The organism is Pararobbsia alpina, from assembly GCF_902859895.1.
In the GTDB taxonomy this organism is placed as follows: Bacteria; Pseudomonadota; Gammaproteobacteria; order Burkholderiales; family Burkholderiaceae; genus Pararobbsia; species Pararobbsia alpina.
Genome location: NZ_CADIKM010000078.1, coordinates 1 through 11,359, shown reverse-complemented (window position 1 = coordinate 11,359; position 11,359 = coordinate 1). Strand labels below are relative to the sequence as shown.

Annotated in this window: 9 protein-coding genes and 2 pseudogenes; 9 read left to right on the top strand and 2 right to left on the bottom strand. The window is 59.1% G+C overall.

The window, feature by feature from the left end; genetic code table 11:
- Together HV670_RS28215 and HV670_RS28210 are read right to left on the bottom strand one after the other, a co-directional pair.
- Positions 1-779, bottom strand: a 779-nt coding sequence (locus HV670_RS28215; RefSeq protein ID WP_175108258.1) for a class I SAM-dependent methyltransferase, incomplete at its 3' end; no start/stop codon positions are given.
- A gap of 1,067 nt (positions 780-1,846) precedes the next feature.
- Complete coding sequence (locus tag HV670_RS28210) at positions 1,847-2,149, bottom strand: DUF2471 family protein (protein ID WP_175108257.1); 303 nt, start codon at positions 2,147-2,149, stop codon at positions 1,847-1,849.
- 112 nt (positions 2,150-2,261) lie between these two features.
- On the opposite strand from HV670_RS28210, the pseudogene HV670_RS32480 reads away from it, so the two are divergent.
- The 9 genes and pseudogenes from HV670_RS32480 to HV670_RS28180 all read left to right on the top strand — a co-directional run.
- Positions 2,262-2,386, top strand: a pseudogene (locus HV670_RS32480) (arsenical-resistance protein); the annotation flags it as partial.
- Between the two features lie 427 nt (positions 2,387-2,813).
- Positions 2,814-4,394, top strand: a complete 1,581-nt coding sequence (locus tag HV670_RS28205; protein ID WP_175108256.1) for a sensor histidine kinase — start codon at positions 2,814-2,816, stop codon at positions 4,392-4,394.
- The gene (locus HV670_RS28200; RefSeq protein WP_175108255.1) at positions 4,376-5,749 is read left to right on the top strand and encodes a sigma-54-dependent transcriptional regulator; all 1,374 of its coding nucleotides are present in this window, start codon (positions 4,376-4,378) and stop codon (positions 5,747-5,749) included. The genes HV670_RS28205 and HV670_RS28200 overlap by 19 nt, the downstream gene beginning before the upstream one ends.
- 139 nt (positions 5,750-5,888) lie before the next feature.
- Entirely contained in the window at positions 5,889-6,698 is an 810-nt protein-coding gene (locus HV670_RS28195) for a hypothetical protein (RefSeq protein WP_246258052.1), read from the top strand.
- 25 nt (positions 6,699-6,723) lie between these two features.
- Positions 6,724-7,272, top strand: a pseudogene (locus tag HV670_RS31550) (hypothetical protein); the annotation flags it as partial.
- A gap of 117 nt (positions 7,273-7,389) precedes the next feature.
- Complete coding sequence (locus HV670_RS31545) at positions 7,390-8,490, top strand: metallophosphoesterase family protein (RefSeq protein WP_246258053.1); 1,101 nt, start codon at positions 7,390-7,392, stop codon at positions 8,488-8,490.
- A 65-nt stretch (positions 8,491-8,555) separates the two neighbouring features.
- Positions 8,556-9,311, top strand: coding sequence for an MFS transporter (locus HV670_RS32585; RefSeq protein WP_246258051.1), 756 nt, complete (start codon positions 8,556-8,558; stop codon positions 9,309-9,311).
- A gap of 30 nt (positions 9,312-9,341) precedes the next feature.
- A complete protein-coding gene (locus HV670_RS32580) occupies positions 9,342-9,782 on the top strand; it encodes an MFS transporter (protein WP_281362480.1) in 441 nt (146 codons plus the stop codon).
- Positions 9,783-9,789: 7 nt separating this feature from the next.
- Positions 9,790-11,061 carry an arsenic transporter gene (locus HV670_RS28180; RefSeq protein ID WP_175108253.1) on the top strand — a complete coding sequence of 424 codons (1,272 nt, stop codon included), beginning with the start codon at positions 9,790-9,792 and terminating at the stop codon, positions 11,059-11,061.
- Positions 11,062-11,359: the final 298 nt, after the last annotated feature.

Here is an 11,359-nt window from a genome sequence, read left to right as displayed (position 1 = left end):
AGCGTTGGTGCGAACGGATGAGGAGAACTCCCCACGAATATCTCCCACGATGTGAATATCGACGAAACGATTTTGATGTGGAGCTCCATGTGCACCTGCTCGAACGCGGCTGCCATGGCAAACCGGACAAGATCCCGCTCGTTGAAATTCGTCAGAGGGTTCTTGGCGATAGCCTGGGGATTGTCCGGATATTGCGCCGACTTCCAGCGATGCATGAGCGCGACGATCAAATCGGCTTCGCTCGCAACCTGCTTTTTCGCCAGGTTTCGAAGTGCTGACGTCGAAACCGCTTCGTCCAGCATGATGGGTTCAGCGATAGACAGACGTCCGCCTGGCTTCAGAATGCGATGAAACTCGAGTAATGCGCGCTGCTTGTCCGGTACATACGCAAGTACGGCGCGCGTCGTTACTGCATCACAGGACGCATCGGCGATATCGTGCAAGTCATCGGCACCACAGTGGATGAACTCACACTGCTCTCGAACGCCCCGACTCGTGGCGATAGCTTCGACGTGCTCAAGCATCGGCGCGGACACATCGGTGAGTATTACCTTCAAGGACGGGCCGAATCGCTCGATCGCACGAAACGCAACGAGACCGTCCCCGGTGCCTATATCTACCAGCGTGGACTCCGGCTCCAGTTGAGCCGCATCAATCACCCTGTCTGCAATAACGGTCGTGAGCGACCGAACCTGATGATGAAATTCGGGATCGCCCGCGTGACGCAGGTTCAGCAACCATTCGGACCACGCGTCCGTTTGTGCAATGGACTTACTCATACGGGACTCTCGCATTGGTCGCTCGAGCTCATTCCGAGCCAGGCGTCGGGCGTCTGCGCACGGAATGTCCTCACGACACCGTTGTTTGGAGTCGGATCGTAAGAGCAGAATCCTTAAGGCACCCTGAACCGATGGGCCTGCAGTCCTCAACTGCAGCAAAAGCTGGCGCGACCTTCGGAAATGGGATTGACCGCACGAGGCACCGGCGGTATCTTTCGTCGCTGGGTATGGGTCCCCGCGCCGCATTACAGTCCCTTTCGATTCCGTGTCGGCCGTGGAGGCTTGTCGGCACAGAACCTCGGACCGAAGCCATGCGTATCTACTTCCAGGACGCCTCTCTCCCGACGCGGGCCGTCAAGCGAGTCACCTCCGAAGTCGTCGTGAGAAGTACGAGCCCCGGCATGCGCCACAAGCTTCGCGTAGAGTCCCCTCCTCAGAACCCAATCAAGGCCATCGCCTGGAATGCCAGACGAGCACCGCACCGTCCAGTCACCTCTTACGGGTCTAATGTCGAAACTGCTGCGCAGCGGACGCCAATTCTCATCCGAATGGCTGTAGGCACGGAGTAGCAACGCTGTAGGATGGCCGCATGTGTCTCTAAGATTGACAAAGATGTCGTCGCCGACTGTACAACCAATGTTGATCGCGTGAGCCTTGTTGTCGACGAACGCCGGTGTTGCTTCGATGTAGCGCCGAACATAGTCCCTGATTTGGTCTTCCGTAGCCATCTGGGTATTTCTGTGTGCCGCCGTAGTGCGGCTATTCCGTTACTTGAGGCTGTGAAGAAGACAGGGGGTATTCTGCTCAATCGGCCCGTTCTCGCGAAGGCAGGCTTCTATGTTGCTGCAAGATTTGCGCGCGGTCTCAGTGTGTCCGGACGGTAGGGACACCCGAACAGCTCTCAACTTCACCCACTGTCCAACGACCGAGCAATGCCTGTTTTGCGAAAATGGATTTCCGGTACTCATCGACGCCCCTGTTTTCCTTCATGCCGGCGAGGGCCGGCTTTTCCAAGTCGGCGACCGGCCAACCTACGGAGCGCGTTTCGCGCCAAGTGCTTTCCGAAGTTAGTTGAGACGATTCCACGCGTCGTCGATCGGGCCAAAGATCACCGGCGAAAAGTCATGCCCTTCGAAGCTCACCGGCGAATCGCCTTGCGGATAGCCTAGCGCATCGGGGGCGCGCAACATCCCGAGGGTCTGCGGGCTGTGTCGGCCAGTCGAAGCCAGTGCAGAAAGAACTTCAGCCTCAACAGTGCGCATCAAACGCCATGTCAGCACACCCGCCGAGCGATGCCGCTGCACGACACAAGGGACGACCTCTTCGACCGCTTCGACCGCTTCGACCGCGGCATCAAAACCTCGCACCATGGATTAGCCTTCCCTCTTTTCATTGAATCGGCTCGATAGTTTGACGTACCAGCCAGCCCAAGGCAATCAGGCCGAGTCCAGCGCGTTCAAGGCCGCTCGACTCGTCAGTTGGCTGTTCATTCTGAAATCTGGCGCCGCGTTGGCGACGGTGTCGCCGTTCTCATCGAAGTGCCGGTCATGCTGGCCGTAGTCAATATTGTCAACGCTTCCCGACACTGGTGTCAGCGGGCGTCATAACTTGTTGCTTCGCTTGGCGGCCGCTACGCACGCGACCGGGAGCTCGAAGCATGTTTGAAGTTCTGTTGCCGCTTGTAGTCCCGGGCGAGCGTTCACCCTTTCTCCGCTGCGGGCGTCCGCTGCTGTGTGAATTTGAGCTGATGGCTCGCGGCTAAGGCTGGCGACTAGCCTTTACGCTGAGAGGGGGCAGAGTTCCGGGCTGTCAATTTATCGGACAGCGAGTGTCGAGTTAGTGGACACGCCGCTCGCGCCTTCTGGCGGAATCTCATCCCCGCAAGCGCCGGAGACCCCGCGCTTCGGGGCGGAAAGGACGTCCATAGCTATCCAGGCACCAAACGTGCATTTAGCGTAACGTTCCACCATCCAAAAGAATTTCGAAACGGTTTCCATAAAATGATGGCCAGTTTTGTTAGGGACGTTCCCAACCATGAAGCGACTGTCTTTTGCCACCCAGTTGCTGCTCCTTTGGGCAGTGGTTGCGGTTGTCTGCGTCGTCCTCGCCGGTGTGATTTGGCTTCTTATTCAGTCAGACCAAAGTCAGCAAGTTTCGTTGGCGAGCCAGCAGTCGGCCACTGCCTGCGAGCACGTCGCTTCTCGCTATTCACTCTCCCGGCAGTTGAATCCGGACCCCTACAACGCCGATTTGATGCATGCGGTACTCGACGCCGTCCTAGTCCAGACCCCAGCGGTAGAAGGCGGCTTTTGGGATTCACGCGCAGCCAGCACGTCCGGTTCGCCGTCGGGAACGGCGGGTTCGACCGACCACAACAGTTCCGCCTCAGTGCCAGCACCGAAAACAGACGGTTTCCTTGCGTACTCATTTCCCACGTATCAAGGAAGCGGCATCAAGCGCGACATTCCAGAGGCCGAAACACCGTTGATACTCCGCGCCTTGAGACGCTCCGCAACAACACACGCTTCGGTTTCTGACTCTGTACGCGCGGAACAGGGCGTCACCGTGGTCTCCGCGTGTGCCGTCGGCGGTGCTGCAAACCTCTATGCCTGGACACTGACCCGTACCCATGCGCCCCTCGGTCCGTACGGACAAATCCTGGTTTCGTCGCTGGCAATCGTCCTCGCTGGCATCCTTATCGTTGCCGTCGTTTTAGGCTTGGCGCTACGTCGATGGAAGAACAGTCTGTCAAAGCTCGAACTCGCACTGTCGCCCCAACCGGATACCGGGTCCCCGGTTCGGCTGCGAGCAGTGGGGGAGCCCGACCTCGACAAAATCGTCGACGCCTTCAACGCCTATGTCGCCCGCGCCGAGTCGCTTCAGCAGCGGGCGGTTGACCTGAGCGACCAACTGATGCAAGCCGAGCGTTTCTCATCCCTCGGTAGACTCGCGGCGCAAGTTGCGCATGAGATTCGTAACCCTTTGGGCGCGGTTAGACTGAAGGCTGAAAACGCTCTCTTTGGCAATGGCGGCAGGCAGCGTGAAACCCTGGCTTCAATTCTTGTACAGGTAGAACGCATGGAAACTCAGGTATCCAGCCTTCTCGCACTGACACAGCCGGTAACTGTCACGAAGAAAGAGACGAACCTGGCCGCGTGGCTGGCGAAAACTGTCAGTACGCATGAGGAGCAAGCAGCCGCGAAAGGCATCAACCTAGATGTTGGCCTGGAGGCATTGCAACCGGACATACTCGAGCCTGGGAATTGCTCGGTGCATCTCGACCCGGCGCAAATGGCTCGCGCGTTGGACAACCTCGTCCTGAACGCCATCAGGCACGCGCCGCCCGGCAGCGAGGTCGTCGTGAGGGCGAGCAGGATTGCCGGCCCCGGAGGGAAAATTTTGCGATTGGCCGTTATCGACAATGGACCGGGCGTTCCCGCCATCGACCGGGAACGCATCTTCGAGCCCTTCGTCACTGGCAGACCTGACGGCTCGGGACTCGGCCTGGCCGTCGCACGTGAAGTCGCCACGGCGCATGGCGGCCGAGCCTATGTGGCAGACGCTGAACACGGCGCGTGTTTTGCAATTGATATCCCATGGCACACATACTTGTAGTCGACGATGACGAAGGGTTTCGCGAAGGTCTCGTTGAAACCCTGCTTGACCTCGGACACGACGTGGAGGAAGCGAACTCGGGTGAGCAAGCGCTCGAAGTGCTTCAAGATGCGCGGGCGTTCACCTGCATCTTTCTCGACTTCCGGCTTCCCGGCATGGATGGACTAGCGGTACTTGAGGCCATTCGAGCCGAGCCCCGTTGGCGATTGCTCCCGGTCGTGATGCTGACGGGCTTTGCGACCAGCGACAACACCATTGGAGCCATGACGCTTGGTGCGTTCGACCATTTGACCAAGCCCGTCGGCAGGTCAGCGATTCAGTCGCTTCTTCAACGCATTATCTCGTCCGACGCCCCTTCGGAGGCGGTTGATGAGCAAGCGCCCCCCTTCACGTCCGAAGCTGCCGGTAAAAAGCCTCGTCTGCTTGGAGTCAGCGATACGCTGCGCGAAGTACAGAAGCAAATCGGGCGCGCCGCTTCCTCAGACGCCACGGTTCTTATCACCGGCGAAACTGGCACCGGCAAGGAGGTTGCGGCCCGTGTTCTTCATGATGTATCGAAGCGACGCGGCAAGCCTTTCGTGGCCGTGAACTGTGCGGCGGTTCCCGCAGACCTCCTCGAAAGCGAACTGTTCGGACACGTCAAAGGCGCATTCACTGGCGCAGCCCACGACCGCGTCGGATGCATCGCCGCGGCCGACGGGGGGACCTTGCTACTAGACGAAATCGGCGACATGCCATTGTCGATGCAAGCCAAGCTCCTGCGGGTCATCCAGGAGCGCTATATCACGCCTGTAGGTACCCATCGCCAGGTTCCAGTGGACATACGGCTTGTCGCGGCGACCCATCGCGATTTGAAGGGAATGGTTGAATCGGCCGAGTTTCGTGAGGATTTGCTCTATCGCTTGAGCGTTATTCCGATTCACCTGCCTCCGCTGCGGGAGCGTCTGGCAGATATCCTGCCACTCGCCGAACACTTTCTCGCTGATGCTGCATCCATCAGGGGCCATCCAATGCGGCTCTCGGGGCCCGCTCAGCGGTTACTGGTGACGTATCGATGGCCGGGAAACGTCCGGGAACTCAAGAACGCCGTTGAGCGCACATGCGCTCTCGCCCCTGGGCCGGCTATCACGGCGGACGACTTGGCGTTTCTGACACAAAAGCCGGGCGAGGCGGACTCGCATCTGCCGGCACCGCTGCTTGAAATGGCGCTTCACGAAGCCGTCGAAACGGTTGAGCGCGCGCTGATATGCAATGCCTTGGCACTCGCGGGGAACAACCGTGCCGATGCGGCCCGCCGACTCGGCATCAGCCGGCAAACGCTCTACGCAAAGATGGCAAGCCTCGCAATCGAATGAAGTGTCCAGAAAGCCAACGCCGGAGTGTCGGGCTCCTAGACACTTGTGTAGCCCATCCAAGCGGGAAGCCTTATAGGCTGGGCTCCGAGCGCTTGGCATAGGGCTTGCATTTCTCTTCGTGTCTTAACGGAGAGAATCAATGTCATCCAAGTCAATATTTCGCATCGCTAGGCTGCACGAGCTGAAGCGCTACGCACGTGCCGGTTCGAACCTCGCACGCGCTGCGGCGATTTCTCTTGTTGTCGTCGCGACGGCCTGCGCCGCGCAAACGGCACCTGCGCCGACTCCTGGGAACCTACCCGCACCCCCGCCCGTCGCTGCCCCCATGGGCAATGTCCCCAACATGGCACTCCAGGCCCCGCCGCCCGCGCCGGCTCCCTTCATGGAGCAACAACAGTCGCGGGTCGCAACCGGGACGATACGTCGGTTCGTCATCAATCCCGAAGGCGATGTCGATGGCTTCGTTTTCGCGGATGACACGCTGGTTCTCTTCCCGCCGCACATGAGTTCGCAGCTTGTCAGCCTCGTACATCGTGGCGACACCGTTCGAATCGTCGGCTTGCGGGACAACAGCGGCAATGTGAGCGCCCAGCAGATTACAAACGAGCGGACCGGGCAGCAGCTCGTCGACCAACCCCCACCGGTCGATGTGGCGCATGCCTCACCGGTGCTGCGTGGCGCGGGTCTCGTCCAGCTGAGCGTCAAAGGGATTGTCATGCGGGTCACGACCGCACCGCGAGGAGAGCCCGACGGGGTCATGCTCCAGGACGGGACGATCGTCAAGATGCCACCGCCCGTCGCTCGGCAGTACATGAGCCTCCTGCGCCCCGCCGTTGTCATCGCTGCTCGCGGATACGGCACGCGTAACCAGTATGGCGAAGCGTTGGAAGCGACTGCGTTCGGCACGCCGGACAACGTCACCCAGCTCTACAACAACAACCCCAACTAATTTTTCCGCTTTTCGGAGTAGGACGATGCATTGGATTGACCCTGACTGCCTGCAAGAAACGCGCGGTACCGTGACTCAATTTTTGGTGAACCCCCATGGGGAGCTTGACGGCTTCATCCTCGACGAGAATCAGCAAGTGCATTTCCCTCCGCACATGTCGAAGAAGGTCGCTAGTCACATTAGCATCGGCGACCCGGTCAAGGTACGAGGTGTGAAGCCACGGTCAGCCGACATCGTGGCTGCCGTCCTCCTGACCACCAGTACAGGTGTGGCCATTCGCGACGAAGGTCCGAATCACGATGGCGGGAAGCATAAGAAGCCTCATGCAGAAAAGCATCCAATGGAAGTCTCAGGTGAGGTCAAGCTTTCCTTGTACGGTCAGAAGGGTGAACTCAGCGGCGCACTTCTCATCGACGGAACCTCCATTCGCATGCCTCCTGATGTTGCGGCTGAGCTTGCCAGTTACCTCGAACCGGGTGCACACATCCAGGTCTGGGGTCACGGCGTGAAGAACGAGTATGGCCACACCATCAAGGTCGATGATATTGCTGAATGGGTCGACGCGGATAGCGCCGAGGCGACTAACGCGCGCGAAGCCCAACAGAGCCACGACCTTGCCTTTCCTAGAGAGAGCGAAATTGCACGAGAGCAAGCAGACGGTGTTGCCGCGGGCGGCGGCCCGTTAGTGTGGATGCATATCGGCGATTTACATTTGACCGATGCCGAAGAACCGAACCATCTCGCACTCCGGGACATCATCACGCAAGCCAACAACCATCTTGCGGGACACATCGATTTCGCGGTTCTGCCGGGTGACAACGCTGACGACGGAACACCTGAGCAATATGCGATTCTCCGCTCCGAGTTGGACAAGTTGCGGCTACCGCTTCACATCCTTCCGGGTGACCACGACTTCAAGTCCAGGAGCCTTGATGCGTTCCATTCGGTGCTCGGCGCGCAACAGTTGCCCAAGGCAATCACCGTTGCCGGCTGCAAGTGTCTGTTTCTAGACTACGTCTCGGCCGGCACCGGCGGACCCGATTTTAAGCTCGGCAAAAAGCAGCTCAAGTGGCTAAAGGAAGAGCTTGAAAGCGCTTCGACTCAGGGTCTCGAGACCGCAGTCTTCGCTCACGCCTATCCTGCTGACCTAGCCGACGCTGGCGAAGCGAAGGCCTTTCATAAGATGCTGCGCGACCACCGCGTGCTGGTTGTCGATATGGGTCATACGCATTACAACGAACTCGGAAATGACGGGAAGACGATTTACGCAGCGACGCGCTCGACGGGACAGATAGAGGAAGGACCGGCCGGATTTTCCATCCTCGCTGTCGATAAAAATGTGGTCAGTTGGCGCTTCAAGCCGCTGGACCAACCGTGGCCGATAGCCATGATTACCTCGCCCTCTGACTGCCGCCTTGTCACTCGCTGCCACTCACCCAGTCACGTCTTGTCCGGCCGCACAACGGTCCGCGCGAAAGCGTGGAGCGCCGACGGCATCGAACAGGTCGAGTGCCGCGTGGGTGACGCTGAGTGGCTGCCGATGACGCGAGACGCATCGACGCAATCCTGGACACTGGAAAGCGCAATACCGGAGGGAACTTTTAAGATTCTCGTTCGGGCAACCGACCTGTGCGGCTCAAGCGACATCGACAGCATCGATATCGTGACAACAACTGAGCCCCTGCAGGTGCGGCAGGCACACGGGAGCGATGAGAATTCCGTGGGTGCGTGGCACGAAAAGCATATCTTCGGCACCCAGCTCGGACCCAATCGCAACGGGAGAAAATGGTGAGTTCAGGCGAACCGGCGGCCGGCTGTGAATCAGCGAAGCCGCCTCCCGGTCGCACCCTGCGTGGCTTGGACGGCCTGAATTTTTTGATGGCTGACGTGCAAGGTGGTTTGGGGTCGTTTCTGTCGGTCTATCTCCGAGGCACCCAACAGTGGGGGGCAGCCAACATCGGGCTCGTCATGGCGGCCAGTGGCATCGCGGCGGCCCTATGTCAAATCCCCGCCGGTATGTTGGTGGATGCGGTACGTGCAAAGCGCATGCTCATCGCGATTTCAGGTCTAACGATGGGTGCCGGGTGCCTGCTCGTCGCCTTGTTCCCGAGACTACCCACGGCGCTGGCTGTGCAAGTCACGCTGGGCGCGGCGTCGGCCGTTATTCCTCCCTGCGTTGCTGCACTGAGTCTCGGTATCGTCGGCCATCGCTTGCTGCCCGCCCAAGTGAGCCGCAATGCGAGCTTCAATCACGCAGGCAACTTCACAGCAGCGGTACTGGCCGGCGCACTGGGTCAGTACGTCGGGTTCATCTGGCTGTTCTATCTTATCTGCGGATTTGCAGTAGCGAGCGCATGCGTAGTGCTATTCATCCAACCCAAGGAGATTGACCACGAGCTCGCGCGGGGTTCGGAGAGCCGCGCAGGAGGCGAGGGTCAGCATCGTCCCATCGCCTTGTCCGAACTTTGGAAAAAGCGTGACCTAAAGGTTTTTATCGTCTCGGTCATACTTTTTCACATCGGAAACGCGGCGATGCTGCCTCTTGCGGGGGAGGTCATCGCCAAGGTTCACCCGGGCACCGATGTCATCGCATTAAGATCGCCGCACAGTTGATGATGGCCGTGGTTGCTGCGCTAGTGGGCCGTGCGACGCAAAAAGGGCGTCGGGAGAAGGAAGATTTTCTTGGTCGCACTCGCAGTGCTGCCTGTCCGTGGCCTCCTCTTCTCAATGACCCGCAGCCCCTATGCTGTCGTCGCCATTCAACTGCTCGATAGCGTGGCCTCAGGCATCTTTAACATCATCGCCATCGTCATCTCGTCGGACTTAATGCGCGGGACTGGCCGTTTCAATCTCGCGCAAGGGTTGGTGGCGCTGGCGGTAGGGATGGGCGGAGCACTGGGCAATGTCACAGGAGGATACGTCGTCGAGAAATTTGGCTTCACGGCAGGCTTTCTCACTTTGTCTGCCATCGGTGGGCTCGCCTTTATATTTTTCGCGGTATTGATGCCTGAGACCACACCTCCCGAAGAGCGTACTGCAACCCAGCATGCCGACTCGCAAGACTTAATTCCCACCTCTTCTTGATTGCACAATGAACGCATTACTCAGCTCGCCGTTTTCTGTCTGGGCCGTCGCGGCAGTGTCGACCCTAGGCGTCATAGTTCGCCCTTTCAAGCTACCGGAAGCGGTGTGGGCTGTGCTGGGGGCGTTGGCGTTGTGCGGATTTGGCATGCTGCCTTGGTCGGAGGCCCTGCATGCAATTTGCAAGGGCACCGACGTGTACCTGTTTTTATTGGGCATGATGACGGCGTCGGAACTTGCCCGGAAGGAGGGATTGTTCGACTACCTGGCGGCGCACACCGCAAGGCGAGCAGCCGGTTCGGCGAAGCGGTTGTTTTTTCTGATGTACGGCGTTGGTACGGTCGTGACCACCTTCATGTCTAACGATGCTACTGCAGTGGTCTTGACTCCTGCTGTCCTGGCGGTCGCACGCGCGGTCAAAGCCCAAAAGCCATTGCCCCATCTTTACATTTGCGCGTTCATTGCCAACGCTGCCAGTTTCGTTTTACCTATCTCGAACCCTGCCAATCTGGTGATTTTTCGGGACCATATGCCTACCTTGATGCACTGGCTCGGTCGTTTTGCTATCCCGGCCGTCCTGAGCATCGTGGCCACATATCTGGTCCTCCGGTTCATGCAACGAGATGCTCTGACGCAGAAAATCGAGGCCGATGTCGACGTGCCCAAGCTTTCCGGCGCGGGGAAGGCGACGGGATTCGGTATCGTGGTGATGGCGGTCGTAATGCTCGCAGCTTCTGCGTTCGACGTTCCACTTGGCCTACCGACCTTCGGCGCAGGGCTCGCGCTGTTCGTTTTCGTCTGCCTTCTGAAACGAGAGTTTCTGGGCCATCACCTGACCGAAATGTCGTGGGGGGTACTCCCTCTCGTCGGTGGACTTTTCGTGCTGGTCGAAGGGTTGCAGCACACAGGTGTTATTAGCCATCTGGCGAACGCCCTTCAAACCTCCGCTAAAACGATTCCCGCTGATGCGGGCTGGATATCCGGCGCGGTCGTTGCCCTCGCATGTAACATTATCAACAATCTGCCCGCCGGTCTTATCGCGGGCTCAGCGCTTACCGCTGCGCATGCGTCCACGCCTATTGCCAGCGCAGTTCTGGTGGGGGTGGATCTTGGCCCAAATTTCTCCGTCACGGGCTCCTTGGCAACCATCCTTTGGCTCACAGCGCTGCGTCGCGAGGGCATTGAAGTGTCTGCGGGGTCTTTCTTGAAGCTGGGTGTCATGGTGACCCTGCCCGCTCTCGCGGCCGCATTGGCTGCGGTCGCATTCAGCGCGAGTTTGTAGCTTCACTCGAGGCGGTCGCGATTTTTGGCTCTGGTGCGTGGACGAAATCTATCCGATGCAATCAATATGACAAGGCCCGCGACCAGCAATCGGGTGTGGCTCATGATGGCCATGACGCGCTTGAGACTGCACGCGAGCACATGCAGGTTCATCTCGGTGGTGGCGCCGTCATCGTCAGTCCACCATCCGGATAAGCGCCGCTCCGCTATTTCTGATGAGCGTTACGCTGCATCCCGTAGGCACATCGTTGAAACGGATCGACATGCCATGCATGCCGGCCACGGCGTGCGTCAGGCTC